28 protein-coding genes and 1 riboswitch are annotated in these 25,247 nt (G+C 33.5%); of the genes, 10 read left to right on the forward strand and 18 right to left on the reverse strand.

Features of this window, described 5'->3' with window-relative positions; translation table 11 throughout:
• Window positions 1–25 precede the first annotated feature (25 nt).
• Window positions 26–1,405 (forward strand): BglG family transcription antiterminator, encoded by a 1,380-nt coding sequence (locus AST02_RS06530; protein ID WP_256092385.1) that lies wholly within the window; start codon window positions 26–28, stop codon window positions 1,403–1,405.
• Window positions 1,406–1,437: 32 nt separating this feature from the next.
• On the forward strand, window positions 1,438–1,899 hold the full coding sequence (locus tag AST02_RS14535) for a PTS sugar transporter subunit IIA (protein WP_256092386.1): 462 nt from the start codon (window positions 1,438–1,440) through the stop codon (window positions 1,897–1,899).
• 69 nt (window positions 1,900–1,968) lie between these two features.
• Here the strand turns inward: AST02_RS14535 and AST02_RS06535 are convergent, their stop codons facing one another.
• Window positions 1,969–2,715, reverse strand: coding sequence for a poly-gamma-glutamate hydrolase family protein (locus AST02_RS06535; protein ID WP_069816649.1), 747 nt, complete (start codon window positions 2,713–2,715; stop codon window positions 1,969–1,971).
• 229 nt (window positions 2,716–2,944) lie between these two features.
• Entirely contained in the window at window positions 2,945–3,319 is a 375-nt protein-coding gene (locus tag AST02_RS06540; RefSeq protein WP_069816650.1) for a VOC family protein, read from the reverse strand.
• Between the two features lie 193 nt (window positions 3,320–3,512).
• Between AST02_RS06540 and hypR the strand changes: the two genes are divergently transcribed.
• Together hypR and merA are read left to right on the forward strand one after the other, a co-directional pair.
• On the forward strand, window positions 3,513–3,947 hold the full coding sequence (gene hypR / locus AST02_RS06545; protein WP_069816652.1) for a redox-sensitive transcriptional regulator HypR: 435 nt from the start codon (window positions 3,513–3,515) through the stop codon (window positions 3,945–3,947).
• Window positions 3,934–5,256: a hypothiocyanous acid reductase MerA gene (gene merA / locus AST02_RS06550; RefSeq protein WP_069816655.1), complete on the forward strand. Its 1,323-nt coding sequence runs from the start codon at window positions 3,934–3,936 to the stop codon at window positions 5,254–5,256. The genes hypR and merA overlap by 14 nt, the downstream gene beginning before the upstream one ends.
• Before the next feature lie 64 nt (window positions 5,257–5,320).
• Here merA and AST02_RS14330 read toward each other — a convergent pair whose 3' ends face one another.
• Window positions 5,321–5,497 carry a hypothetical protein gene (locus AST02_RS14330; RefSeq protein ID WP_176722975.1) on the reverse strand — a complete coding sequence of 59 codons (177 nt, stop codon included), beginning with the start codon at window positions 5,495–5,497 and terminating at the stop codon, window positions 5,321–5,323.
• A 205-nt stretch (window positions 5,498–5,702) separates the two neighbouring features.
• Complete coding sequence (locus tag AST02_RS06555) at window positions 5,703–5,927, reverse strand: hypothetical protein (protein WP_069816656.1); 225 nt, start codon at window positions 5,925–5,927, stop codon at window positions 5,703–5,705.
• Between the two features lie 300 nt (window positions 5,928–6,227).
• Window positions 6,228–6,325: riboswitch (guanidine-I (ykkC/yxkD leader) on the forward strand.
• 52 nt (window positions 6,326–6,377) lie between these two features.
• Between AST02_RS06555 and AST02_RS06560 the strand changes: the two genes are divergently transcribed.
• The 3 genes from AST02_RS06560 to AST02_RS06570 all read left to right on the forward strand — a co-directional run bounded on the left by AST02_RS06560 (window position 6,378) and on the right by AST02_RS06570 (window position 7,758).
• Window positions 6,378–6,704 (forward strand): DMT family transporter, encoded by a 327-nt coding sequence (locus AST02_RS06560; RefSeq protein WP_069816658.1) that lies wholly within the window; start codon window positions 6,378–6,380, stop codon window positions 6,702–6,704.
• Complete coding sequence (locus tag AST02_RS06565; RefSeq protein ID WP_069816660.1) at window positions 6,704–7,018, forward strand: DMT family transporter; 315 nt, start codon at window positions 6,704–6,706, stop codon at window positions 7,016–7,018. The genes AST02_RS06560 and AST02_RS06565 overlap by 1 nt, the downstream gene beginning before the upstream one ends.
• Before the next feature lie 113 nt (window positions 7,019–7,131).
• On the forward strand, window positions 7,132–7,758 hold the full coding sequence (locus AST02_RS06570) for a LysE family translocator (protein ID WP_069816662.1): 627 nt from the start codon (window positions 7,132–7,134) through the stop codon (window positions 7,756–7,758).
• Window positions 7,759–7,857: 99 nt separating this feature from the next.
• Here the strand turns inward: AST02_RS06570 and AST02_RS06575 are convergent, their stop codons facing one another.
• Window positions 7,858–8,223: a DUF4870 domain-containing protein gene (locus AST02_RS06575; RefSeq protein ID WP_069816664.1), complete on the reverse strand. Its 366-nt coding sequence runs from the start codon at window positions 8,221–8,223 to the stop codon at window positions 7,858–7,860.
• A 140-nt stretch (window positions 8,224–8,363) separates the two neighbouring features.
• Between AST02_RS06575 and AST02_RS06580 the strand changes: the two genes are divergently transcribed.
• Window positions 8,364–8,942 carry a histidine phosphatase family protein gene (locus AST02_RS06580; protein ID WP_069816666.1) on the forward strand — a complete coding sequence of 193 codons (579 nt, stop codon included), beginning with the start codon at window positions 8,364–8,366 and terminating at the stop codon, window positions 8,940–8,942.
• Between the two features lie 41 nt (window positions 8,943–8,983).
• Here AST02_RS06580 and AST02_RS06585 read toward each other — a convergent pair whose 3' ends face one another.
• The 10 genes from AST02_RS06585 to AST02_RS06630 form a co-directional block, all read right to left on the reverse strand.
• Window positions 8,984–9,199 carry a hypothetical protein gene (locus AST02_RS06585; RefSeq protein WP_002511986.1) on the reverse strand — a complete coding sequence of 72 codons (216 nt, stop codon included), beginning with the start codon at window positions 9,197–9,199 and terminating at the stop codon, window positions 8,984–8,986.
• 427 nt (window positions 9,200–9,626) lie between these two features.
• Complete coding sequence (locus tag AST02_RS06590) at window positions 9,627–10,253, reverse strand: NDxxF motif lipoprotein (RefSeq protein ID WP_069816668.1); 627 nt, start codon at window positions 10,251–10,253, stop codon at window positions 9,627–9,629.
• 614 nt (window positions 10,254–10,867) lie between these two features.
• Window positions 10,868–12,391, reverse strand: a complete 1,524-nt coding sequence (ahpF, locus tag AST02_RS06595) for an alkyl hydroperoxide reductase subunit F (RefSeq protein WP_069816670.1) — start codon at window positions 12,389–12,391, stop codon at window positions 10,868–10,870.
• 16 nt (window positions 12,392–12,407) lie between these two features.
• Window positions 12,408–12,977: an alkyl hydroperoxide reductase subunit C gene (ahpC, locus tag AST02_RS06600; RefSeq protein ID WP_069816672.1), complete on the reverse strand. Its 570-nt coding sequence runs from the start codon at window positions 12,975–12,977 to the stop codon at window positions 12,408–12,410.
• A 381-nt stretch (window positions 12,978–13,358) separates the two neighbouring features.
• A complete protein-coding gene (locus AST02_RS06605) occupies window positions 13,359–14,066 on the reverse strand; it encodes an ABC transporter permease (RefSeq protein ID WP_069816673.1) in 708 nt (235 codons plus the stop codon).
• A gap of 1 nt (window position 14,067) precedes the next feature.
• Window positions 14,068–14,916 carry an ABC transporter ATP-binding protein gene (locus AST02_RS06610; RefSeq protein ID WP_069816675.1) on the reverse strand — a complete coding sequence of 283 codons (849 nt, stop codon included), beginning with the start codon at window positions 14,914–14,916 and terminating at the stop codon, window positions 14,068–14,070.
• Window positions 14,917–15,011: 95 nt separating this feature from the next.
• Complete coding sequence (locus AST02_RS06615; RefSeq protein ID WP_069816677.1) at window positions 15,012–15,944, reverse strand: LytTR family transcriptional regulator DNA-binding domain-containing protein; 933 nt, start codon at window positions 15,942–15,944, stop codon at window positions 15,012–15,014.
• 153 nt (window positions 15,945–16,097) lie between these two features.
• Window positions 16,098–16,451, reverse strand: a complete 354-nt coding sequence (locus AST02_RS06620) for a helix-turn-helix domain-containing protein (RefSeq protein WP_069816679.1) — start codon at window positions 16,449–16,451, stop codon at window positions 16,098–16,100.
• 261 nt (window positions 16,452–16,712) lie between these two features.
• Entirely contained in the window at window positions 16,713–18,704 is a 1,992-nt protein-coding gene (locus tag AST02_RS06625) for a catalase (protein WP_069816681.1), read from the reverse strand.
• 339 nt (window positions 18,705–19,043) lie between these two features.
• Complete coding sequence (locus AST02_RS06630) at window positions 19,044–19,823, reverse strand: 2-keto-4-pentenoate hydratase (RefSeq protein ID WP_069816683.1); 780 nt, start codon at window positions 19,821–19,823, stop codon at window positions 19,044–19,046.
• A gap of 166 nt (window positions 19,824–19,989) precedes the next feature.
• Here AST02_RS06630 and nfsA point away from each other — a divergent pair, with 166 nt between their 5' ends.
• Together nfsA and AST02_RS06640 are read left to right on the forward strand one after the other, a co-directional pair.
• Window positions 19,990–20,745, forward strand: a complete 756-nt coding sequence (gene nfsA / locus AST02_RS06635) for an oxygen-insensitive NADPH nitroreductase (protein ID WP_069816684.1) — start codon at window positions 19,990–19,992, stop codon at window positions 20,743–20,745.
• A gap of 75 nt (window positions 20,746–20,820) precedes the next feature.
• Window positions 20,821–21,396: a hypothetical protein gene (locus AST02_RS06640; RefSeq protein WP_069816782.1), complete on the forward strand. Its 576-nt coding sequence runs from the start codon at window positions 20,821–20,823 to the stop codon at window positions 21,394–21,396.
• 121 nt (window positions 21,397–21,517) lie between these two features.
• Here AST02_RS06640 and AST02_RS06645 read toward each other — a convergent pair whose 3' ends face one another.
• The 3 genes from AST02_RS06645 to AST02_RS06655 form a co-directional block, all read right to left on the reverse strand.
• On the reverse strand, window positions 21,518–22,897 hold the full coding sequence (locus tag AST02_RS06645) for an L-cystine transporter (protein ID WP_069816686.1): 1,380 nt from the start codon (window positions 22,895–22,897) through the stop codon (window positions 21,518–21,520).
• A 276-nt stretch (window positions 22,898–23,173) separates the two neighbouring features.
• On the reverse strand, window positions 23,174–24,220 hold the full coding sequence (locus AST02_RS06650) for a hypothetical protein (protein WP_069816688.1): 1,047 nt from the start codon (window positions 24,218–24,220) through the stop codon (window positions 23,174–23,176).
• A gap of 125 nt (window positions 24,221–24,345) precedes the next feature.
• Entirely contained in the window at window positions 24,346–25,008 is a 663-nt protein-coding gene (locus AST02_RS06655) for a hypothetical protein (protein ID WP_069816690.1), read from the reverse strand.
• Between the last annotated feature and the right edge of the window lie 239 nt (window positions 25,009–25,247).

Consider the following 25,247-nt stretch of genomic DNA (forward strand, 5'->3'; position numbering starts at 1 on the left):
AGTGTAAGGTAATTGGAGTGAGGGAATGAACAAAAGAACTTTAAAAATTATACGGCTTATGTATAATTATTCAAGCACCTATATTTCTGGGGAGTTTATAGGTAAAAGTTTGAGTGTTTCTCCTAGAACTGTTAGAAATGATTTGAAAGAATTAAATGAATCAGAAAAAGAATTTGGATTTTATATTTTTTCTAAAAAATCAGTGGGATATAAATTGATAATAAAAAACAAAGAGAAATTCAATTTATTCCTAAATGACCAATATTTAAAAGATGAGCTTCTCAATTTTAATAATCAAGATAGTAGGGTTAGATATATATTTAGCCAATTACTTATATTGGATAACTATGTAAAGATTGATGATTTAAGTGAGCGAATGTTTGTAAGTGATACAACTATTAAAAAAGACTTGAAAATGATACGAGGACAGTTAGAAAAACATGATTTGAATCTGATAACAAGCCCATATCATGGATTGAAAATAGATGGACATGAATTTCAGAAAAGATATGCAATTGCCGAATTTTTATTAGATCCGTTATCTATGGATGAGTTTTTTGATAGCGAAGAAATAAATTTACTTAAAAATAAAATTGTCGGAATAATCAATCGATTTAACATTACAATACCTGATGTAAAATTAGAAAATTTGGTTGTTCACATATATATAGCACTATTTAGGGTTGAGCATAAACTCATTATTAAAGATGAAAGTAATATATTTAATGGCTATACGAAAACGAGTGATGATGTTAATCAATTTTTTAAGCAGTTAGTAGAAATGATAGAATGCAATTTTAATATCCAATTACCTACTAAAGAAAAACAATATATTTGGGCACATATATTAACATCAGGGCTTATTTCTGAAAAAGCTAATATTCATGAAAATAAAGAACTAAATATGTTGATAGAGCATATTTTAAGAAGAATAAAACAAGTATTTCACATAGATTTAGCGGATGAAGAAGAATTGAGAAATAATCTAAGTTTACATTTATCTACTTCTATTACGAGATATAAATATAAAATGAATATCAGAAATCCATTATTAGCAGAAATTAAAAAGAACTATCCATTTTCATTTGATATCGCTTTAGTAGGAAGTAAAGTAATCGAAGAAGTATACAAAATAAGAATTTCTGAAAGTGAAATTGGCTACCTAGCTTTGCATTTTGAATTGGCTTTGAAGAAACCTAATAATTTGGATAACAAAATCAATACAACCATTGTTTGTGCATCTGGTTTGGCTAGTTCACAGCTAATAAAATACAAATTGATTGAAAACTTTAGTGACGAAATCACAACAACCAATTCATTACAATTGTATGAGTTAAGTGAACATAAATTACAGGGAACAGATTTAATAATATCAACAATCCCTCTGTGCCCGTCATTTATGTGAATACCATTTTAACTGATGTGGATATTTTAAACTTGAAAAAATTTATAGATAACTACAATGTAGACCAAAAAGAAAAGTTAATCGAACTTTTTGCTATTAAAAGTAATGTTGAAAGTAAAGATGAATTACTATCAAAAATTGAATGTGATTTAAAAGCATTACATTATATAAAATCAGACTTTTTTGAAAAAGTTAAAGAACGAGAAGAAGTAGCTACTACGGCTTATGGTAACCTTATCGCTGTTCCTCATCCTGTTACACCTTCTGCTAAAAAATCTTTTATTTATATAGTTAAATTAGACAAACCTATTCAATGGGGGGACAAAGATGTTCAACTTGTTTTTTGTTTAGGTTTAAAATCACAAACAACAGTTGATATGGAACCTATTTTCAAAAGGATTAGTCATATTATTAATGATTTTAGTTTAGTAGTAGAATTATTAAACCAGCCTAATGAAAAAGATTTAAAAGAAACGTACTTTGATATTTACTAATAATGAATTTTAAAAAATGAAAAATCCAGAAAGCTACGCTCATCAAGTAGGCTTCTGGATTTTTTATTATTAGTCTTTTGTTGTTTGTTCTTTTACACCTTTTGTAACAGCTTCAGCAAAATCGTGGATGGATTGTCTGTAATCATTTGGATTTTCTCTCGTGGAGCGACCAAGGTCATCATCCTCAAAAAATGATTTGCGGTATCCCGTTGAAATCTCAAGTTGAACACCTGATCCTGTATCATTTTTATTAATGATATTTTGGCTAGAATCACCATTTACGTAATTAGGACTATTTTCAACATTAAAATCCTCTTTTTCTAATTCCTTACGTATAGATTTGGCCATATCCTTATCTTTACCACCAATGTAGACAACTTTTTTATCTTCTCGAATGCCGTGTATGGACACCGTTTCATCTGATCTACTCGTCATGTCTTTTAATTTGGGGTCATCGAAACGAGTCGAAGTAATATGCAATTTAGTATTGTTTGATTTTAATAAACCTTCAAAACTATATAGATTAAAGTTACCTTTTTTAGAAATGATTTTTGCCAATTCAGAAGTGCCGGGTTCAATACCGCCACCATGAATAGCAGTAACTAATATATCTTTGTTATTTGTCGTTTTTGAATTGATTTGCCAATCACGATCTTCTTTTGTGTCGGCTTTCAATTCTTCAAAATTCTTATAATAGTCTTGATTTTGTGGCTGGTCGTTTTTCCACACATATAAAAAATATAAAGACAGTAAAACAGCGGCAACGATAGCTAACATAATAAAATAGTATAAATATAAGTGGAAAATTCTTTTCATAATTGTCTCCTGTATTACATATTTAGTGGTTATAAAAGTATAACAAATTTAATAAGTTATACAGGTTATGTGTTGATTACAAATACATTACTTACGACTTAACAGACCTTTACAATTGTTTAGGGCAAGAGATACAAAATTTAAGCATGCTGCACCTTTTAACAATTTAGGGCGGGACATGTATTTATGACATAGGCCGTGGGGCAAATTTAGTTACAATACTGAAATATTATATTTCTTTAACTGCGAAATAATTATTTTCTGCATCTGCAAAATTAAACACTCTACCCATAGGTAAATCCATAATATCTCCAACTGTATTTTGATTAGATTTCAAACGATTATATAAATCGTCGAATTGTGTTGTTGCGAAAATCAGTGATGGTGTAGTTGTACTGACACCCATGTCCATTTCGTCAACTTTCGCTTTGTCCTGCAATACAATAGCAGTTTGAGCATCGTCTTCTGGAAGCAGTTTTACTACGCGCATACCCATTTCTTCGTCATCGGCTACTACTACAAAGTCTAAGTTTTCTGTCCAAAATTGAATTGCTTTATCGTGATTATATACGTATATCATAACTTCATCTAGTTTTTTAATCATTTCGCCATCTCCTCTATTGTTTATCTTGTCTTGCACATAAGTATATTAAATATATTCAGTAATGCAAAATAATAACTTTGCTGATACCTATTACTGTAATTAGGGAATGTAAATAATATAAGCAAAAAACTTTCGAGAAATTTCAAGACATGTTTTAATGTAATTATAAAAGTTACGATTAAAGGTGATGTAAATGAATTTAGAGTTTAATATAGCAGTACATCTGCTAACATTTCTAGTTAAGCATCCAGATGCGCGTTATAGTAGTGGGTCATTATCAGAACGAATATGTATTAACCCAGTGCAATTACGCAGGGTAACAAGAAAGTTAAATGATCAACATTACCTAGATGCTAGTAGAGGGAAATATGGTGGTTATCAAGCTAATGAAGTGACCGCTGATGTTAATCTGGCAGACTTATTTGAATTATTTAATGAAGAAAGGTCAGATGGACGAATATTTACAGGTGATGAAGGTAGCGATTGTGAGATTTCCAGGGAAATAGGAACCACGATGTCTAAGTTTCAGCAAAAAGAAAATGATATATTAATTAATTATTATAAAAGCGTCAAGATTACTGATGTATTAGACGATGTATTGAAGGAGGATATTCATGAGACAATTTGATGTAGTGATTATAGGATTTGGTAAAGGTGGTAAAACATTAGCGAAGTTTGCTTCAGCACAAGGTAAAAAAGTAGCAGTAGTAGAAAAATCTAAAGCGATGTATGGTGGGACTTGTATCAATGTTGGCTGTATCCCTTCAAAAACGCTTGTTCACGAAGGTCTAACTCATAATGATTTTAATAAAGCATTTTCTAGAAAAAAAGATGTAGTAGATGCATTAAACAATAAAAATTATCATAATCTTGCAGATGATAACAATATTGAAGTGTTGGATTATACTGCGAAATTCAAATCTAACAATGAAGTGAACTTATTAAATGACAATGATGAGATAGTGGAAACATTGCATGCGGAAGATGTCGTTATTAATACGGGTGCAATGTCAGTGATTCCGCCAATCACAGGTGTTGAAAGTTCTCAACATTTATACGATTCAGCTGGGATAATGAGTTTGGATTTTCAACCTAAACAATTAGTCATCATTGGTGGTGGATATATTGCTTTAGAATTTGCTTCTATGTTTGCTAACTTTGGCACACAAGTGACCGTACTTGAACGTGGCAATGATATTATGACTAAAGAAGATAAGGACATTGTTACAGAAGTTAAAAAAGATTTAGCTAACAAAGGTGTAAATATCATATACAATGTGAATACAGAGGGCTTTGAAGATACTGACTCTGGAACTATTGTGCATACGTCTAATGGAGATTATGAAGCGGATGCAGTTCTATTAGCGACTGGTCGTAAGCCTAATGTGGATTTAGATTTAGACAATACAGATGTAACACTAGGTGAGCATGGAGAGATTAAGGTCAATGAATACCTCCAAACGGATGCGCCACATGTTTATGCAATCGGTGATGTTAAAGGTGGCATGCAATTCACATATATTTCTTTAGATGACTTTAGAATTGTAAAAGACCAACTCTTTGGAACAGGAGTGCGTTCTACTGAAAATAGAGGCGCTGTACCTTATACAGTATTTATTGATCCACCAATGGCACGTGTAGGTTTGACTGGTAAAGAAGCTGAAAATCAAGGCTATAATGTAATAGAAAACGCACTACCAGTTAACGCTATCCCTAGACATAAAGTGAATAATGATCCAAGAGGCTTGTTTAAAGTAGTAGTGAATAAAGATACGGAAACAATACTTGGAGCAACATTATACGGCTTAGAAGCAGAAGAAATTATCAATCTAATAAAATTAGCAATAGATCAGAAATTAAATTATAAGGTATTGAAAGATAATATCTATACACATCCAACGATGGTTGAATCATTTAATGATTTATTCGATATGTAAGAGTGTAGAAATTTAAAAAGAGATAGATTCCTTATAGGGAATCTATCTCTTTTTTTCATGTAAATTAGGTCATTGCCATAATAATAACACCTATTAGACCAAAGAGGCCAAAAACCAATGACATCACACCGAAACTGACCAAACTTTGTTTTTTACTTGTATCACCTTTTTTTGAAAGGCGTTTATTTAAAACGAGTAGTACAATACCAAGGATTATGAGTAATATTGAACCATAGAACATATTGCGTCCCCCCTAAACTATATTTATCACGTTTGAATATCTTTATTATGTATTTACCCGGTAAATGATGTGAACTAACTCAATATACCATGCACAGTTCAATTATAGGTAGTGTTTTTCTTGAAGCATATATAAGCAAAAATAAAAGATGAGTACGCTGTTTTAAAGTTAACAGTATACTCATCTTTTTGGTATGTGATTAATATTATAAACTATTGTGGCTCACATCCGCATATGTGTAATTTTTTAGTAATGAACAACCTAATGGATGGTGACCATTGTCTACATATTCGTTAATTTCTTCAAGTACGTCTAAAATTTCGTATTCCGGCGTGTTTACATCAAATGTGTATTTGAATACTTGCTTCTTGTCGGATAACACTGTAGCGATGAGTTCATCATTGTGCATTTTGTAATTTAATAATTGCATAGTCATCCCTCACTTTTTTTATATTTCAATCCAATAATCGGATTGTTTTAATTGAGAATTCATTTCATTGATTAATCATTCAGATTATAATTGTTCTAATCTGATATTCAGTATACATGAAATACTATAAAATGTAGAGGGGAATGACTTAAATAATTAAAACTTTTTAAAATAAAAATGTAAAAAGACACCGAGGCGTTTCTTGTAAGCGTTTTTAAATGATAATGATTTTAAATTGAGTGAAAATAAAATGCTATGCTTGATGTCTATAAGATAAATTGATATGATACAGAGAATTAAATAAAAGCTTTCTAGGGTTCCGCAACACTTAATGTTGGCCTGGTCCGAGAGGAAGCCACATGTTAAATGTGACACGGAAGGATAAAAGCCTGGGAGATAGTAGTGATGACTATCTCTCGGGCTTTTTTTATTTTAACAGGGGGAATATAAATGAATTGGATAAAAATTATTATCGCATCAATCTTTGAAGTTGGTTGGGTCGTAGGGTTAACACATGCAACGACAGGTCTCGAATGGATGTTAACAATTATAGCTATATTTTTAAGTTTTTATTTGCTTATAGATGCATCCAAAATGTTACCAGTGGGTACATCTTATGCAGTATTTGTTGGTCTAGGAACAACAGGTGTTACTCTATTTGATTTTGCTTTCTTCGGTCAGGAAGTTAATTTTGGAAAAATCATTTTAATTTTAACATTACTTTTAGGTGTGATTTGTTTGAAATTAGTCACACCAGATAAAGGGGGAGAAGCATAATGGCTTGGATATTATTAATCATTGCAGGTATTTTTGAAATGTTAGGTATTACTTTTTTAAATGCTTATACGCATACACGGAAAAAATCCGCTGTCATGGGATTGATAGGCTTCTTTAGTTTGAGTTTCTTAGCTTTATCTACGGCAATGACTCAATTACCTATGAGTACAGCGTATGCGGTTTGGACAGGTATTGGTGCAGTGGGCGGAGCGATATTGGGTATGGTTTTTTATAAAGAGTCTACCGATATCAAAAGAATAATTTGTATTGCAGTCATATTAGCTAGTACGGTTGGTTTAAAATTATTGAGTTAACGTGGAAGTGATAAAAGGTTTTGCTAATCAGTTTGCCAAAAGAAATATGGACTAGGTATATTGCGGTGACATAGTGTAATTGATACCATGTAGTTAAGATGGAGGTGCATGTGATGGAAGGTCTTGCAGCATTTATTACGATTACATTAATGATTATTATTGTTCCTGGTCCAGATTTTTTTGTAGTAATGAAAAATTCAATTACTTCAGGTAAAGGTAATGGCGCGATGGCTGCGTTAGGTATTACGTCAGCACACGTTATCTATTCTTTATTAGCAGTATTTGGCATTATATTTATCTTGGCAAATATGTATTATGTCTTTCTGATGATTAAAATTTTAGGCGCGTGTTATCTGATTTATTTAGGCATTAAAAGTATCATCTGTGCACGTCAAAGCATGAATTTTTCAACATCTCAAATGCAGACACAACAGATTAGTTATTTAAGTTCTTATCGCCAAGGTTTTATCAGCACAATATTAAACCCTAAAGCATTACTTTATTACATAAGTATTTTACCGCAGTTTATAACTGCTGGCGAAGGTGTGTCATCTCAAATTGCAATATTATCGGCAGTAGTAACAACGGTGATTCTTATCTGGTTTATTTTTTGTGTATACATATTCCAATATATTAAATTACTTTTTGGAAACAGAAAAATAAAAGCGGTGTTTGATTATGCAGTAGGTGCCATCCTCATTGGTTTATCTATTAGTTTATTATTTAGTAAAAGCAGTTGATTCAACTTAAAAGTATAATGAAAGAAGGAGGCTGGGACACAAAAAATTGTCTCAGCCTCAATCATATTCTAAATAGATTTTCTAAAAAATTGCAATGCTTTATGGACGGAAATAAGCATCTTCAGAAATCAATATCTTGATACCACGATATATATTTTTGATTGTGTACCAAATGGTTACCACTAATAAAAGGATGGCCACCACAATCGCTATGATTGCAATTGTAGTATTCTGTTGATCAATTATTGTAGTTCCAAACGCTACGCTTAAAACTAATAGTATTGGTCCAATATACGTTATAATATGATAGACTAATGATTTTGCTGCATGCGTTGAAGCGGGTTTATCAGCAAAAATCCAAAGGATAATAGGTAATATAATTGGTGCAAAGAATATACTGAAATAACTGACTGCTGCTAATACACGCCCACTTTGTGTGTCATGATGTAACATTTTTTCGCTCATTTGTATCACCTCAATTGGATAATAACAAGAATAATCATTGAAATATAGACATATTGCTTCATCTAACAGTATTGTAAGATATGAGCTTCGTTAAAAGAATAATGAAATATTGGATTATAAATAGAGAAGAGGTAATCACTATGAAAATTTATTTAGTTCGTCATGGAGAATCGCAGTCAAATTACGATAAAAAACAAGGAAAAAAATACTTTTGTGGTCAATTAGATGTACCTTTAACAGAAAGTGGTGTATATTCTGCTCAATTACTGCAAAGCTATTTTGAAAAAAAGAATATTGAACACGTGTATATATCTGATTTGACTCGCACGAGACAAACATATAATGCGATATTTGATAAGCACATTCCAGCGAGTGTGACCCCTTTATTAAGAGAGCGTTCTTTAGGCATCTTTGAAGGTAAAATGATAGATGCAATTGAACAAAATCCTGAATATCATGCTTATTTTAATGATGAAAATTTGCTTGCTTTTCGTCATAGTTTCACACAAAAAGCCCCTGAAGGAGAAAGCTATTCGGATGTATTACAGCGTGTTGAACAATTTTTTGACCAAGAACTTGATCCGTCTTTAGAGTCTATCGCAATTGTTGCGCATCAGGTCGTAATCAGATGTTTTCTTGTTTACTTACGCTATGAAACGAAAGAAACTGTAATTGATAGAAAAATAGAAAATTGTGTACCCTATGAACTTGAAATGTAAGACAAACAAAAAACCTGAACTGCGACGTTGCCGGTTCAGGTTTAATATTTTTTAGCTGCTGTTAAGCTATCATGAAATCCTTGGAATAATGTATTGATATTGTCTAAAAAGCTTCCGACAATAACAGCCAGTATGACGTAAGTTACACTTAGCGCAATTGTTCTAAAAGAAACGACGCCATATTTTTCTTTCTTCTCAAAGAGATTAAAAGCTATGAAAATAGCAGCCATGGCACCTATTAAAATAGTTAATATCATAACAGTGTGGCCTCCTTAAATTTATTAATGAGTGGCTGTGCTTCTAATAACGTATTTCTTAACTTGTATATAGCTTAACAAATTAAGCTTTGAGAAAAACAGGATAATCATATTAAAAAACCTTACAATCATGTAAGGTTTTTTACGAGAATAAGTCAGAGTGTATCAATGTATGAGTAGAAAATAGGCTCAACGCCTTTGCCATCATGGAAAGGTGACATGTCATCATTTTGTAACCTTGGCTAAAATTGTGAAACATAAATGAAAAGCATGACGCTAAAACAACAATCTTTTGACACAAATGAGGCTAGGGCGTTAATACATGTCTTAGCCTCATTCATTATATAGTCAGCTTTGCCGGGATAGAATTATACGACGAAATCTTGTTGGAAAAATTAGATTTCATTGTCCTACTCCCATTTGTCATCTATTTATCTACTGCGTCACTTTCAATTCCTTTTTCATCAAGGAATTTCTTAATTGATTTTTGCTTTTTATGATTTACATTTCCGGCAACTTTAGCAGGAACGTCAACAACGTTGAGGTCATTGTCAGGTTGGTAATCTATTTCTTCAATTTCTTTATCAACGTTTTTAATTGTAGTGTTTAGGGATGTAAAATAAGCGATAATTTCATCGAGATTATCTTTATAACCGCTTGGCATGTTGTTATCTTCTACGAAATTTTTAAAATGAAGGTCATTTTTAATTGCATTATTCGATAAATCTGATAAACGTTTTTCTTGTGCATCAGTGATTTTTGTATCTGTACCTATTTGTTTGTCTAACTTATATTGCATGAGGTATTTATTATCAATAATAAGTGAGTTAACATCTAAATATTTTTTAATCGCTTTATTCATTTCATCTTCACTAATATCTTCACCCTTTTTATCTGAATGGAAGATATCTTTCTCAGCCAATTTGCTCACATTTTTTGGTGCATTGCGTTCATTATGTTCCTCTTGTTCATCATCTTCTGTATTACCATTTGAACATGCTGCGAGTATGACAGCTAGCACCAAAACTAACGATAAAAGTATACTTTTCTTCATAAATAATATTGCTCCTTTAATAATAAGTCGTTCTATTTTAACAGTCCCATTGTATGTTTACATACGTTCTTAGAAAATTATAACTTAAGCGTATCATGTAGTGCTATCTATTTGTATGATGAATTAAATAATAAACGCACAATCTATTGAACAAATGAATGGTGTAAGAGGATAATTGCTATATAAATTTAAAAATTCATTAGATTTTCATTATAAAATGTTAGCTAATTTAAATAATTAATCGCATAGATACAAGAATAAGCATATAAGGGTTAAACTCAGATTTAAAAGAGAAAAGTATACAAATAAAAAGAGAAGCACATATAGATTTTGTTAAGCGTATGCGATTTTGTTGGGAGTTTGTGTGCACTTTTTCCGCGGGAACACAGCCTAATCCTGTATGCTTCGACTAGTGATTCTCCCGCATAAGTTTGCCCAAATCACTGCTAGTGTTCAAATAATATAATCCATTATTAGATAATAAATAAGAACTGTTTCAAGGAAAAAACTATAAAAAAACAAACCACTTGCTTTTGCAAGTGGTTTGTCAATGTTAAGAGAAGAACCGCATAAGGGTTCTCCTTAATCTTTATTGTTAAATGAAAGGGGTGCGATTAATGTCTGATGATATAATCAAAAGCGTTTAATGCTGCATTTGCACCAGCACCCATAGAAATAATAATTTGTTTGTTACGATCATCGGTAACATCACCAGCAGCAAAAATACCAGGGATGCTTGTAGCATTCTTACGATCAATTACTATTTCTTTAGCTTGGTTTAATTCAACATAATTATCAAGCCATTCAGTGTTTGGTAATAAACCAATTTGAACAAAGATACCTTCGAGTTCTAAAGTATGATCTTCGCCAAGTGATTTATCCTGATATTTAATACCAGTTACTGCACTGTCACCTAAAACTTCTGTTGTTTGAGCATTTTTAATTATAGTTACGTTTGGCAAAGAAGCCAAACGTTCTTGTAATACGTTGTCTGCTTTCAGCGTAGCGTTACGTTCAAGTAACGTTACGTGTTTAACGATACCTGCAAGATCGATTGCAGCTTCGACTCCAGAATTACCGCCGCCTACAACAGCAACATTTTTATTTTCAAATAATGGACCATCACAATGTGGGCAGAATGCAACGCCTTTATTGATTAATTCTTCCTCACCAGGCACTTCTAGCTTGCGCCAACGCGCACCTGTTGAAATAATAACAGTTTTACTTGTTAATTGTGCACCATTATCTAAAGTGACAATGATACCATCGTCTGTTTTTTCAATATCACTGGCACGAATACCAGTCATTACATCAATATTGTATTGTTTAATATGATCTTCGAGTGCTGAAGTAAATTTTGGTCCATCTGTTTCTTTAACAGTGACAAAGTTTTCGATAGTAGCGGTATCGTTGACCTGACCCCCGATGCGATCCGCAACAATACCTGTACGTAAACCTTTACGTGCAGTATAAATTGCTGCACTACCACTTGCAGGTCCACCTCCGACAATTAGTACATCATATGGATCTTTGTCGTTAAATTCAGCTGGGTCTGCTTGACTGCCTAAGTTTGCTAATATATCTTGAACTGTCATACGTCCGTTACCAAATTCTTCTCCATCTAGGAAAATTGCAGGAACGGCCATAATGTCTTCAGACTCTTCTCTAAAGATAGATCCGTCTACCATAGAATGTGTGATATTTGGATTTACCAAACTCATTAAGTTTAAAGCTTGAACAACGTCGGGACATTTTTGACAAGTTAGACTAATAAAAGTCTCAAAATGTAACGGACGGTCTAAAGCTTTGATTTGATCTATAACTGCTTGTTCTTCTTTTGGTGCACGACCGCTTACTTGTAATAAAGCGAGAACAAGAGAGTTGAACTCATGACCCATTGGTAAACCAGCGAATGTAATACCTGTTTCTTCACCAGGTCTATTAATAGAAAAGCTTGGTGTACGTTTAAGGTCAACTTCTTCTATAGTAATGCGAGATGACATCTCTGCTACTTCGTCTAATAATTCTTTTAATTCTTTAGACTTTTCATCTGTACCAAAACTTGCACTTAGTACAACGTCACCTTCCATTAATTGAAGTAATTGTTGTAATTGTGATTTTAGCTGATCATTAAGCATTTAAATCAATGCCTCCTTAGATTTTACCTACTAAGTCAAGACCAGGTTGTAATGTTTCTGAACCTTCTTCCCATTTAGCTGGGCAAACTTCGCCTGGGTGTTGACGTACATATTGTGCTGCTTTGATTTTGTGTACCAATGTACTTGCGTCACGGCCGATACCGTCAGCATTCACTTCAGCTGCTTGTACAATACCGTCAGGGTCTACGATGAAAGTACCACGTTGAGCTAAACCTAATTCTTCATCTAATACATCAAAACTACGAGTGATTGTTTGAGAAGGGTCACCAATCATAGTGTATTGGATTTTGTTAATGGCTTCTGAATGGTCATGCCAAGCTTTGTGTACGAAATGCGTATCAGTTGATACTGAGTACACGTTTACGCCTAATTCTTGTAATTTATCATATTGTCCTTGTAAATCTTCTAATTCAGTTGGACATACGAATGAGAAGTCTGCTGGATAGAAGCAAACAACACTCCATGAACCTTTTAAGTTTTCATCTGAAACTTCGAAAAACTCATCTTGCTTTGGATCATAAGCGTTAGCTGTGAATGGTAAAATTTCTTTGTTAATTAAAGACATAAAAAAACATCCTCCTGATTGATTAACTAATTTTGATTAGAATATTAGTTAAGTAGATTATTATAGTTTGTTAATTGTAATGATTCTAATCTTTCACGTACTATTATTGCACGCTCATATATTCTCGTCAACGATGAAAGGCTATATATAAAAGTGTAAAATAACGCTCTGTGTGTGCTTTTGAACCATTAGTGACAAGTGAAAACATGCACGTAAAAGAGAGCGTTTACATAGTTGATATAATCTTTCTACATATTAAATAGCCTTTCAATTCTCAACTAAACATATGAAACTGAGAAGAAAGGCTTGTTATTTATTAAATTGGCTTAAAAACATGAATTACACAGCTTTTCAGAGCATTTTTTACAATTTTGTGAACGACTAGCGTTTACGGAATTTATACTTATAAGTAATGAACAACGAAACCATAATAAGAATAAACCAAATCAGAAGATATAGTAGGCTCAAGCTAGCATTATTGATTTCTAATTCTAAAATTAAGCCAAAAGGTAATATTTCCAGTACTTTGTCGAAAAAGCCTAATTTTATAACACCCTCTAAGGTATTAAATATTGGTGTCATGCCGAAGAGAATGAAGGGCACCATCATTAATGTTGTGGCAGTACCAACAGTATTAGACAACAAACCAAAGACTAAACCAAGGACAAGGTAAAAGCATAGCATGACTGCAAGTCCTAAATAAGTTTGAAAATCGAAATTCACGTTACTGTTCACAATCATTAAGCTTATGATAGTCGTAATGATTGTGATTATAAACGTGATGATGACTTTAGAAAACAATATTTCAATATTAGATGCTGGCGACTCTACTAAGCCTTTCAATGTACCTTTTTCATTTTCTTCAGAGATCATTGTGATAAGAGGTGATGTAGCAACAAAAACAAATGCCATGTTAATTATGATGAACTGCATTACAGTCGGTGCGCTTTGAACTGTATTTGTAGTTGGAATGATACTGTAAAATATACTGATTAATATGATCATTAACGGCATGAAAATAATGGAAGGATTTCGTATAGATTCTTTAAAGTCTTTCTCTAACAGTGCTGACAAGCGTGTAATATTCATACTAAACAAGCTCCTTTCCAGTGATTTTCAAGAAAACATCGCCAAGCGTAGGTAAATCAGATGAAATGTATTTTAAATCATTTGCTTCGAGCATATCTGTAATATACTGTGCAGATTCGGTAGTCATGGGTAAGGTTTTTTCTCGATTATTATTATGAATGACCTTAATTGTATGATTTGCATGATTAAAGCGAAAGTTCTCTGGTGTATCAAGTTCTTTGAGTACACCTGACTCTATAAAAGCCACGCGATCGCATAAGGCGTTTGCTTCTTCCATATTATGTGTTGTTAAAAATATCGTTGTGCCACGTTCGTTTAATGCTTTAAGGCCTTTATGCACATGTTGAATTGTCATAGGGTCTAAAGATGCTGTTGGTTCATCTAAAAATAATAGTTCAGGTTGATGTAAGATTGCTTTAGCAAGTAGTACACGTTGCTTCATACCAGCAGACAAGTTTTTAAATAATGATTTTTTATCCTGTGTTAGACCAACAAATTCTAAAGCTTCATCAATTTTTTGTAATGGTAGTTTGTTAAGTTTTGCGAATAACTTTAAGTTATCCCAAATGCTTTGGCGTTCATAAGCAGTGCTGTGATCTGTAAGGATACCAATTTTTGACATAAAGTTGCTCGTGCCTATTTCAGAACCATTGTGTCCAAGAACATTTAGACTACCTTTAGACGGATCGTATGTTCCAGTTAACATTTTAATTGTTGTCGTCTTGCCAGAGCCACTAGGACCAAGGAAACCAAAAATCTCCCCTTTTTTCACAGTGAAATTCATATCTTTAATTGCTATTTTGTTTTTAAATGACTTTGTTACATGATTCATTTCAATTATGTGTTCCATTAAATTACCTCCTTTTGAATTAACTTCAGCATAGCGTGTTCACGCGAATCTGACGTTCAAAAGAAGGTGAAATGTAACGTATAAGTGTTGAATGGTTACTCATTAATATTGAAAAATCGTTCTATTTCTTTTGCTTTCTGCCTAGATAAAGGGATTAGCATTTCCTTAGTATTATTGAGTCGTATCGAATAGTTGTTTTTAGACCAAGAAATAATTTCACTGACTTTTTGTAAGTTTACGATATAAGAACGATGACATCTATAAAAACCGTAAGGAACAATAATCGTTTCAATAGATTGTAAAGTCGTATCATGGGTATATTGTTCATTACCTACATGTATAACCACTTTGCCATCTTGACCTTCTAAGTAATCAATGTCGATAGGATCTAAAAATAACGTTTTTTCATTAGTTTTAACTGTTAAACGTTTGATTTGTTGACGCTCTAATTGGTTGCTGTCGCTTATATCTTGCTGATGATTGGGTTCATATTGTGATATTTCTATAGGTTTAAATGTTTTTTCAGTAAGGCGATAACAATTGTTGCTGATAAGTAATGCTTCCTCTGTGTGATTTGTTAATGTAATAATTGAATTGTACTTGCTGAGTTCATTGAGTAAGTTGAGTACGGTGTGTTTTGTTTCAATAGAGACATTTTGTAAAGGTTCTTTAATAATAAATTTCGTTTCAGGTACAAGGAATAATTTTGCTAAATGGACGAGTTTAAGTTCAGATGTTGTGAGCTTTTTAATTTTCTTGTGGTTGAAGGAGAATAACTTACATTCATAAAGGACTGTATCTAAGGATAATTTTGAATCGTACCACTTACACCAAAATTTAATGATTTCTTTTACTGATAGTCGCTCTGGTAGTGGTGCTTTAAGCGTGTATGTCTTGAATCCACTCGTATCTTGATTGAGTTCTATAATCGAATTTTGAAACTCATCTTCTGTGACAATAGTAGCTAAATCATTTTGAAGTTCAACTAATCTATTATCTTTTACAAATAATTCTATGTGTTTAACCATAAATAATACTCCTATAGTGTATTTATAAAACAGTATAACAAGCTATAGTGATAATGTGTGAGATTTTTATGAAAAAAAGACCTATTTACAGTTTGAAATAGGTCTCGTATTTTTTAGAAGTATAAAGTTACTAAAGAAGGTTTTAGCACTTAATTACATGAATGATTGTGTTATCCACCAAATCATTGCAGCAACAGGAAAGAACAACCACCAGTAACCTGCTAGGAATTCCCAACCATTCATAGCAGGTTTCTCTTTATCATCTGAAACAGGTTGCTGATATGTTTCAATAATTGTATGTTTAAGTTGCTTGTCTTCTTTAATGAGTTCATCTAATGAGATGTCGAATAGATCGCTCATTTTAATTAACATATCAATGCTCGGATAGACTTTATTTAATTCCCATTTTGAAATACTTTGGCGTGAAATGTTAAGTATTTCGGCTAAATCATCTTGAGACCAATTTTTTTGTTCTCTTTGCTCTTTAATCTTTTTACCAATTTCCATATCAACCACATCCTTTGTTTAAAGTTAATCTATTACATGTTCAGCGTCACGAACTTAATGTTATTGTCTGTCGCAACGACAGGTTGCAATCGCGTGTTTATCATCATTATCAGTTTTTGAAAATTAAATATGTATAAGATTGATTTATGTTCACAGGGATTTATGAACAACCTCTTTAATGTAATAATACCCATTTCATTCTATTATAATAAAAAACTGACTAAGTTATAACTTAGTCAGTTAATAATAATTTTGAATTTTTTATCTATCCCAGTATCTTGCTCTATCAAAAGCTTGCACAATTGTATTAGGATCATCCGATACGAAAACACCAGGTGCTGCTAAATTCAATTTGGCATCTGCTAAATTTGTCGCAGCTGTTTGGCTAACAATTAATGGTTTATTGTGTTTATAAGTGAGTTCTGCAAACTCCTCGACAGGTGGAAGTATGTCGCTACCATCTGAAAGTACAATTAAGCTATCAAATAAAGTTGGATGAGCAGTATCAAATGTTTCAGTGATACCGTAGTCTTCTGAGATATCTTTAGGATGTTGTCCCACAAATGCGTAGTTTAATTTATGTTCAGTGAACGTTTTAGCGTATGATTTTAGTGTGTCAGCACTAATATCGCCATTTACTGCAACAGCTACAGAATGTCCAGCTAATGGGATGTCGAATTTTTCCATTGTTAGTTTACTATCTTTTGCGTCTGATTGGACTTCTTCATTTTCTGCGGGCACTTCCACACCTACATTTTTAGCTACACGTTCGGCTAATGTGCGGTCAACCTTGTTCAATTGGTTAACAGCATTTTGTTTAACCATAACCGATTTACACATACCGATTTCAAATGAAAAGCCATCTACGGTATGATCAAATTCAGGCTGAGTCAGACTGTTTAAATAAAGTTTGGCTTGGCTATAATAATCTTTGAAACTTTCACTGCGTTTTTGAATCTTGCGGCCTTCAACTTTTTCTTGATAGTGCTCATAACCACCTTCTTCTTTTGGCGTTGTATGAGGGTCATTATTATTCAGTGCATTTTTATGATACGCAACTTGTCCCTTGTTTACACTTGTTTGGTGCATACCTTCTCTTTGGTTGTTGTGTACTTCATTCACAGGACGGTTAATTGGAATTTGATTAAAGTTTGGACCACCTAATCTCGTGATTTGTGTATCTGTATAAGAGAATAAACGTCCTTGTAATAATGGGTCGTTAGAAAAGTCGATACCTGGCACAATATGACCTGGATGGAATGCAGCTTGTTCTGTTTCATCAAACACATTCGTAACATTTTGGTTTAACGTCATTTTACCAACTCTTTGTACTGGAACGTCATCTTCAGGCCAAATTTTTGTCGGGTCTAAAATATCAAAATCAAAGTCAAATTCTTGTTCGGGACGAATAATTTGTAGGCCTAATTCCCATTCAGGATAATCGCCTTTTTCGATAGATTCGTAAAGGTCTTTACGATGAAAGTCAACGTCTTTACCATGTAGAATTTGTGCTTCATCCCATACGAGAGACTCTAGCCCTTGAAGTGGTTTCCAATGGAATTTAACAAAATAAGACTGTCCCTCGCTATTAACAAGGCGGAACGTATGCACGCCGAAACCTTCGACTTGTCTGAAATCTTTAGGTATCCCGCGATCACTCATAGCCCATACAGCGGTATGTGTAGATTCTGGGTTTTGAGCAAAGAAATCCCAAAATGTATCATGTGCAGTACCACCTTGAGGCATTTCGTTATGTGGTTCAGGTTTAACTGCGTGAATTAAATCTGGGAATTTGATTGCGTCTTGTATGAAAAACACTGGTATATCGTTACCTACTAGATCGAAAATACCTTCATCTGTATAAAATTTTGTCGCAAAGCCACGGACGTCTCTAACTGTATCAGGAGAGCCTTTAGAACCTTGAACTGTGGAAAATCTAACGAATAGTGGCGTTGTTTTCTCGGGGTGAGTTAAAAAGTCGGCTGAAGTATATTTCGATAAATCTTCATAAACTTGAAATTCTCCATGTGCACCAAAGCCACGGGCATGTACAACACGTTCTGGGATTCGTTCATGATCGAAGTGCATGATTTTTTCTCTGAAATGGAAATCTTCTAATAAGCTAGGACCACGTTCACCAACAGTTAGCGTGTTTTCATCTTCACTTACTTTGACACCATTATTAGTCGTCATTGCTTTATCGTCATTGCTTTTTTCTACTTCATTTAATTGATCTTTCTTTTTATTGCTCATTAAAATACCCCCTATCTTTACGTACAGTTAGTGTTTTCCACGTTACGATAAAGAGAAACATATCTATGAGTTAAATGAATTATTTTAAATGATTTATAAATTATAGTATGCATAGTGAGAAGATTATATGTGAGAGATTGTCGACAAGACTCCGACTTTGTTGGCAGTTTTTGTGCACGTTTTCCTTGGTACAGACTTAGACTGTGGGCTTCGGCTACTGCATTTTCTGTAGGAGTCGACCCAAGCACTACCATTTTTAAAGAAAAATACTATAAAAAAACCAAATGCCTTTATAGCACTTGGTTTGTCTACATTCTGTGACATGAGTGAAAGGGGAGTCTAGTCCACAAATGTGACATCCACTTGTCCTACATTGCTATATTCCACTTTATAAGATCCTAGTTCTACTGGAATAGGCGATATAAAGGTACCTGAAGAAATGATATGACCTTTGTGTAATTTTTTATCGTGCGTTGCGAGTTTTTGTGCAAGCCATTTAACAGACTCGATTGGGTTGCCAAGTACTTCTGTAGAATCGCCTTCATGTTCTACTATTCCGTTATACGATAGTTTCATATGGATGTTTGCAAAATCTTCATATGACAGAGGCTCAATTGTTTCACCAACAACAATTAATCCTGTCGCAGTGTTGTCTGCTAATAAATCACCTAAAGTAAAATTAGGAAACCAATTTTTGTAGCGTGCATCGGGTATTTCAATACCTGGTGCAACTTTAACGCTAGATAGGACTTCTTCATTTGTTGGATTAGAAGATAAATCTTTCGTTAGAATAAACATAATTTCTGGTTCAATTAAAGGTGAAAATAGACTTGAAAGTGATACAGAGCCATTGCTTTCTACAATTTTAGAAGAAAGTATTGTGCCATAAGCTGGCTCATCAGTATTAGCGATACTTTGTGTTGCTGCACTTGTCATACTTACTTTATAGCCGGCGATATTGGATTGATCAACGTCTTTAAGTTTATCGATAAGTAAATCCTGTGTTTGGTATGCTTCTCGTTCACTGATATTGTACGTGTGACTAACAAAATCTATGGGTTCGTGCTGTTTAAAGGCTTCAAACAATGCATCTGCGACAGTTGTATTGGCTTGTGTCATGAAATATTAGCACTCCTTTTTCAGAATATTGTTACTATTATACTAACCATAAACTTAATTACTTTCAAATCTTTTAAGAAAGGTGAAAAATGGGTAAACATAATATAAGCAATCAAAATATGCTTTTGGTAAGATATGGATATATTTCATAAAGAGGAGCGATAGCATGTCTGATCACGTGTACAACTTATTGAAAAAACACCATTCAGTAAGAAATTTTAAGAAAGAACCTATTCCAGAAGAGCATATTAAACAACTTGTTGAGGCAGGGCAAAGCGCTTCGACTTCTAGTTATTTACAAACTTATTCCATTATAGGTATAGAAGATCCTGAGATAAAAGAAGATTTAAAAGAAGTATCTGGGCAGGCTTATGTCGTAGAAAATGGCTATTTGTTTGTTTTTGTAATGGATTATTATAGACACTCAATAGTGAATGAAGATTCCAAGCATCAAATGGAGACATCATTTGAATCTGCGGAAGGCTTGCTTGTTGGTACAATAGATGCAACGTTAGTAGCACAAAATATCGCTGCTACAGCAGAGGATATGGGCTATGGAATTGTTTATCTAGGCTCATTAAGAAATGATGTTGAACGAGTTAAAGAAGTATTAGACCTACCCGAGCATACTTTCCCTCTATTTGGTATGGCACTTGGTATACCTGAAGATGAGGAAGATGGTAGCCCGAAACCGCGTTTACCGTTTGAACATGTTTTTCATCGTGATAGATATAATAGCGATAAGGACGAGCAAAAAGAAGCATTACAAAGATATGATCAAACCGTAAGTGATTATTACAAATCGCGTACAAACGGTGAACGTAGTGAAACATGGTCTAATCAAATTGCGAATTTTATGAGCGCAAAACAAAGATTAGATATGTTAGATCAATTGAATAGAGCAGGTTTTATTAGAAAATAATAGTATAGCAAGATAGCTAAAGTGTTTCATTTTCACAAACTCATTACATTAAGGAAGGGGTTGGTTAAGTTGAGCATGTTTAATAGATTTTTTAGAAAAAAACCGGATGAGATTGATGGACGTGACATAAATAATCAATATATTTATTCATCTGAGAGCAAACTAACCCCGGAAGAAGCGCAAAAGTATTGGGCGAAAATGGCGCAAAAAGTACTTGTCACAGCAATCAATTCAGTAGATCATACAGCTGAGCGCATATTTATTTTAATCACCTTTGATGAGAAAGATTCGACAATCGATTTGTTTTTTCAAATGGATGGTCAACTCAGAATGTGGAATGACTTGGATAATGAAACACATAAAAAGGTTATTTCAGGTAGTATCGTTTCTCAAGCACCGAATTTAGTGAAACAAGTGAATTGTTTATACGATAGTGTAGACAAAGTTAGGTTAGCATATGCTCAAATTCAATATGAATTTGAAAGTAAAGCTTGGTATTTACATGATGTTACTCAAGAAAGTGTCGAAGCATATTTGGAAAAAGATCCCGCTTTTTTAAAATGGTTTGATGATGTGTCGAAAGAAATTGATGCAATTCCACTAGATGGTAAAGAAAGAATCACTTGGGGGCCATTCAAACCAGAATACTAGATAAAATAAAAACCTTCCTAAACAACGTGAAATCACACGGTTTGGGAAGGTTTTTTACATATTTAATTTTAATTATAGTTAGAACTATTAATGAGCAGGGATAGTTCTGGTTAAAGGCTGATTAGCCAGTAATTTCACCATATTCTTCTGAGTTATATGCGTCTTTATCTAAGTTGTCTGTCAGTTTAGCTGTACCTGTACCTGCAAGTAAAGAGTCATTGACGTTCAATGCAGTACGACCCATATCAATTAAGGGTTCTACAGAAATTAACACACCTGCAAGTGCTACAGGTAAGTTCAGTGTAGACAATACGATGATTGAAGCAAACGTTGCGCCACCACCAACACCAGCTACACCAAATGAACTAATAATGACAACGCCGATAACTGCCAATATAAATTGTAAGTTAACTTCCACACCGGCAGCAGGTGCCACCATGACAGCTAACATAGCTGGATAAATACCCGCACAACCATTTTGTCCGATAGATAAACCAAATGAGGCGGAGAAATTAGCGATACCGTCTGGTACACCTAAACGATTTTTTTGAGTTTGTACGTTAAGTGGCAATGAACCTGCACTTGAACGAGACGTAAAGGCGAAGAGTAATACTTCACCCGTTTTCTTAACAAAAGTAACAGGGTTTAAACCTAATCCTGTAACAATAAGTAAGTGAATGATATACATTACGATAAGGGCTGCATAAGATGCGAGCACAAATTTACCTAATGTCCATATAGCACCGAAGTCACTTGTGGCAATCGTTGATGTCATAATCGCTAAAATACCATAAGGTGTTAAGCGTAATACGAACGTTACAATCGCCATTACTAGGTTATACAATGCATCGATACCACGTTTTAAGATATTTCCACTTTCAGGTTGTTTACGCATTACACGTAAGAATGCAAAACCAATAAATGCAGCAAATATAACGACTGCAATAGTAGAAGTTGTACGTTGACCTGTGAAATCTAAGAATGGATTACTTGGTAGTAACTCTAAGATTTGCTGTGGCAATGTATTGGCAGTCATGTCTTTAGCCTGACTTGCGAGTTCGCCACCTCTTGAACTTTCAGCACTTCCTAAATCGATAGATGAAGCATCTAAGCCAAAAACAAGGGCAGAGACAATACCAACGATAGCTGCGATAGCTACTGTACCGATTAAGAACATGAAAATATAAATGCCTATTTTAGCAAATTTTTCTCCAATTTGAATTTTAGTGAAAGCTGAAACGATTGAAATAAAGATTAAGGGCATTACTATCATTTGTAATAATGAGATATAGCCATCTCCGACAATACTAAACCAGTCTGTTGTTTGTTTAGTAATCGTAGAATCCACACCATAAATTAGATGAATGAAAATACCATAAATGATACCTACGCCTAAAGCACTGAAAACACGTTTTGGAAATGATACGTGTCGTTTAGCCATTACATATAATCCGATGAGGAAGGCCACAAAAATGACGATGTTAAGAATTGTTAATAACATAAAGCAGGACCTACACTTTCATAATTTAATTTTTTAATTCCGATAAGCATACTAAGGATATTAGAAAAGTTAATAATATTCAAGTCTATTTTGCAAGAAAATTTGAAAATGAAAATGACTTTATATTCTGACAATAATGAAATGCAGTGAGACACTGCTATGAAGATGTTTTTGTGGGTGAAGAAAGGGGTGAGGAGAGAAGATTGATATACTGGATAATTATATAAAAAAACCATCCCTTGATTGTTGGGATGGTTAAAATAAATTAGATTTTCTTTATAGATTGAATAAACGAGCAAAAAATCCTTTGCGTTCATCTTTTGGTTCTTCTTTAGCAAGTGGGGATTCATAAGCGTGCGTTTGCTCTGAAGATGCTTCTTGCTCACTAGACGATGCTAGGTCTGTAGCATGATCATTGTCTGGTGTTTTTTGGATAGAATCATCTTTAGCTTGATCAACTGAAGTTGTATCTTTTTCTTCTGATGATGCAGTAGTTGCAGCACCCGTTGTGTCAGTTTCTTTACCTGTCTGACTTGTAGAAGAAGTTGAAGCAACTTTGCTATCATCAGTTGTTGGTTTAGCTACAGTAGATGGTTGAGCACCAACTTGTGTAATCTCGCTATCTTCGACTTGAACTGAGTTTGAAGTGTTTTCCGTACTTACTTTACTGTCTTTAGCTGGATGTGCAGTAGCAGATGAAGCTTGTTCAGTAGTATTATCAGTCAAATTATCACCTTTACCAGCAGTTGTACCCGTAGAAGCAGTAATATTGTCTGTCTCAACGTTAGATTTCACAAGTTCTGATTGTTCTTTTTGAGAATCTTGAATCACACTTTGAGTTGTCTTAATTTCATCCGTTGATGTTTGGATAGCTTTTAATGATTCCGTGTTAGCATCTAATTTTGATGTGATTTGATTTTGCATTTCATGTAATTCGTGTTGTTGCTGGTGTACTTGGTTAATCATTTGGCCAAGCATTTGACGTTCGTCACGCATTTTTTGGATTTCAGAACGTAAGTCATCCACAAGTTTAGAAACATTTTGGTCAGTAGGTAGATTACTGTCATTGTCTTTAACAAGTACTTGTAGGAAGTCTTTTTCTTTTTCTAATTCCTCGAAAGCTAAATCATAGCTATTGGTTTGCTTAACTTTTTCGGCAATTTCTTGGAAAAGCTCAATATCTTCTTCTTTGAAATCTGTAGCTTCACGGCCACGGTATTCGGTTTTGCTAAGTTGGTACCCGCGTTCTTCTAAATGTTGAACGATTTTACGGACTTGTTTTTCACTTAGCTCTACACGTAGTGCAAATTCTTTAGTTAACATAGTAATAAGTCCTTTCATATAAGCGATTTATGTATACGGACGTTTGTCTTCGGTTAGTGAAACGTCAGTCTTACCTCTATGTTAGTCTAAACTGTTTTAACAGTGATTTCAAGTAGTGCCTGCTATCATTTGCGCAAATCCATTTCCGTGAGTAAAGGATAAATAACACTTCTAGATATTCTGTTAGCAAATACATACTTTAATATATAATTTGATTTAATACTTGGTCCATAAATATCTTTAGTTAATTCGATATTAGATTTAATAAATAAATCCATAGGTCGTCCTTCAGAAAAACCTTTCAGACTGGGTGCTAAATAATCGATGTCATATTGTCTTTCGAAACCATTTTCGAATAAAAACTGACGTCTGTTATCCATAATAGTTATTTCGTCTTCAGACGCTTCTTCAGGTTCTTTTGGCACTTCCAACATGATGAAGTTAACATCATGAGCATGGAGTTGATTAGATAATTTATTAATTTCTTTTTCCATACGTTTTAGTGTTAAATTGATTAATTCATCATGGTTCGGTTGATCGAGGGCTATTAAATAAATTAAAAAAGCTGAGTTCGTCGTTGCTTCATAGTGAGCAGTAGCTAAACTCACTGGTTTTTCTGACTCGATACCTACTAAAAATAAATAATCATGTTTAGTACGTTCGTTTTTTAACGATTGTTTAAATATTTGTTCGTCCTCTGTTAACCCGATATCAAACTTTTCGTCATATATCTTTAAAGCTGATTTGAACAATGGATCATCAATTGATGTTACGGCTTTAAATTCCATAGACTCACCCCCAAAATTATTGCGTTCATTATAACATAATAGTTATATTTGTAATTTATTAACACATAATCTAAATCTTGTTAATACTTATTATGTAATTGAAAAAGAGCGGGACAGAAATCAAATTTTGATTTCGTATTCCCGCCCCCACTAAGTTGACTAAATATCTAGTCAACTACTGTGCAGTCTCTAAATTAATAAATGCAATTATGTTTCAGACTCAAAATGATTATAGTAAG

It is taken from the genome of Staphylococcus equorum (assembly GCF_001747895.1).
In the GTDB taxonomy this organism is placed as follows: domain Bacteria; phylum Bacillota; class Bacilli; order Staphylococcales; family Staphylococcaceae; genus Staphylococcus; species Staphylococcus equorum_A.

Bases quoted from the DNA above. Each gene is read 5' to 3' on its own strand.
- AST02_RS06585 (WP_002511986.1), bottom strand. From the start codon at position 9,199: ATGATATTAACTATTTTAATAGGTGCCATGGCTGCTATTTTCATAGCT.
- AST02_RS06650 (WP_069816688.1), bottom strand. From the start codon at position 24,220: ATGTTAACTAAAGAATTTGCACTACGTGTAGAGCTAAGTGAAAAACAA.
- ahpF (WP_069816670.1), bottom strand. From the start codon at position 12,391: ATGCTTAATGATCAGCTAAAATCACAATTACAACAATTACTTCAATTA.
- AST02_RS06610 (WP_069816675.1), bottom strand. From the start codon at position 14,916: ATGGAACACATAATTGAAATGAATCATGTAACAAAGTCATTTAAAAAC.
- AST02_RS06535 (WP_069816649.1), bottom strand. From the start codon at position 2,715: ATGAAAAGAATTTTCCACTTATATTTATACTATTTTATTATGTTAGCT.
- AST02_RS14330 (WP_176722975.1), bottom strand. From the start codon at position 5,497: ATGTTCTATGGTTCAATATTACTCATAATCCTTGGTATTGTACTACTC.
- AST02_RS06530 (WP_256092385.1), top strand. From the start codon at position 26: ATGAACAAAAGAACTTTAAAAATTATACGGCTTATGTATAATTATTCA.
- AST02_RS06555 (WP_069816656.1), bottom strand. From the start codon at position 5,927: ATGCAATTATTAAATTACAAAATGCACAATGATGAACTCATCGCTACA.
- AST02_RS06625 (WP_069816681.1), bottom strand. From the start codon at position 18,704: ATGAGCAATAAAAAGAAAGATCAATTAAATGAAGTAGAAAAAAGCAAT.
- AST02_RS06570 (WP_069816662.1), top strand. From the start codon at position 7,132: ATGGAAGGTCTTGCAGCATTTATTACGATTACATTAATGATTATTATT.
- AST02_RS06620 (WP_069816679.1), bottom strand. From the start codon at position 16,451: ATGGAAATTGGTAAAAAGATTAAAGAGCAAAGAGAACAAAAAAATTGG.
- AST02_RS06640 (WP_069816782.1), top strand. From the start codon at position 20,821: ATGTTTAATAGATTTTTTAGAAAAAAACCGGATGAGATTGATGGACGT.
- ahpC (WP_069816672.1), bottom strand. From the start codon at position 12,977: ATGTCTTTAATTAACAAAGAAATTTTACCATTCACAGCTAACGCTTAT.
- AST02_RS06645 (WP_069816686.1), bottom strand. From the start codon at position 22,897: ATGTTATTAACAATTCTTAACATCGTCATTTTTGTGGCCTTCCTCATC.
- AST02_RS06540 (WP_069816650.1), bottom strand. From the start codon at position 3,319: ATGATTAAAAAACTAGATGAAGTTATGATATACGTATATAATCACGAT.
- AST02_RS06630 (WP_069816683.1), bottom strand. From the start codon at position 19,823: ATGACACAAGCCAATACAACTGTCGCAGATGCATTGTTTGAAGCCTTT.
- nfsA (WP_069816684.1), top strand. From the start codon at position 19,990: ATGTCTGATCACGTGTACAACTTATTGAAAAAACACCATTCAGTAAGA.
- AST02_RS06615 (WP_069816677.1), bottom strand. From the start codon at position 15,944: ATGGTTAAACACATAGAATTATTTGTAAAAGATAATAGATTAGTTGAA.
- AST02_RS06605 (WP_069816673.1), bottom strand. From the start codon at position 14,066: ATGAATATTACACGCTTGTCAGCACTGTTAGAGAAAGACTTTAAAGAA.
- AST02_RS06565 (WP_069816660.1), top strand. From the start codon at position 6,704: ATGGCTTGGATATTATTAATCATTGCAGGTATTTTTGAAATGTTAGGT.
- AST02_RS06575 (WP_069816664.1), bottom strand. From the start codon at position 8,223: ATGAGCGAAAAAATGTTACATCATGACACACAAAGTGGGCGTGTATTA.
- AST02_RS06655 (WP_069816690.1), bottom strand. From the start codon at position 25,008: ATGGAATTTAAAGCCGTAACATCAATTGATGATCCATTGTTCAAATCA.
- hypR (WP_069816652.1), top strand. From the start codon at position 3,513: ATGAATTTAGAGTTTAATATAGCAGTACATCTGCTAACATTTCTAGTT.
- AST02_RS06560 (WP_069816658.1), top strand. From the start codon at position 6,378: ATGAATTGGATAAAAATTATTATCGCATCAATCTTTGAAGTTGGTTGG.
- merA (WP_069816655.1), top strand. From the start codon at position 3,934: ATGAGACAATTTGATGTAGTGATTATAGGATTTGGTAAAGGTGGTAAA.
- AST02_RS06580 (WP_069816666.1), top strand. From the start codon at position 8,364: ATGAAAATTTATTTAGTTCGTCATGGAGAATCGCAGTCAAATTACGAT.
- AST02_RS06590 (WP_069816668.1), bottom strand. From the start codon at position 10,253: ATGAAGAAAAGTATACTTTTATCGTTAGTTTTGGTGCTAGCTGTCATA.